Origin of the sequence: Microbacterium sp. GbtcB4 (genome assembly GCF_019091465.1) — a bacterium.
GTDB classification, from domain to species: Bacteria; Actinomycetota; Actinomycetes; order Actinomycetales; family Microbacteriaceae; genus Microbacterium; species Microbacterium paraoxydans.
The window spans coordinates 1-253 of the sequence record NZ_JAGXJJ010000289.1 but is presented as its reverse complement, the minus strand read 5'-3'; the positions used below and the strand labels follow the sequence as shown (position 1 = coordinate 253).

Annotated in this window: 1 pseudogene; it reads right to left on the bottom strand. The window is 71.1% G+C overall.

The features are described from left to right. A pseudogene (locus KVS71_RS17930) lies at positions 1-253 on the bottom strand (2-oxo-hepta-3-ene-1,7-dioate hydratase); the annotation flags it as partial.

Here is a 253-nt window from a genome sequence, read left to right as displayed (position 1 = left end):
GTCCGGGCGCGTGCGCACCGTCCCCAGCACCATCGCCCCGTAGGCGGCGTTGTCGCTGATGGTGTCGACGATCGGGCGGCCCTCGAGCTCGATGTGCGGGTTCAGCACCTCGAGGGCCGGCACGGCGTAGTCGATCGCGGCGGGGGCGTCCTCCAGCGTGCAGTCGGGGCCCTCCAGTGGTTCCTTGAGCACGGACGCGAGCTCGACCTCGATGCGGGCATTGGGGAAGTGATCCGTGGGGATCTCCGCGCCG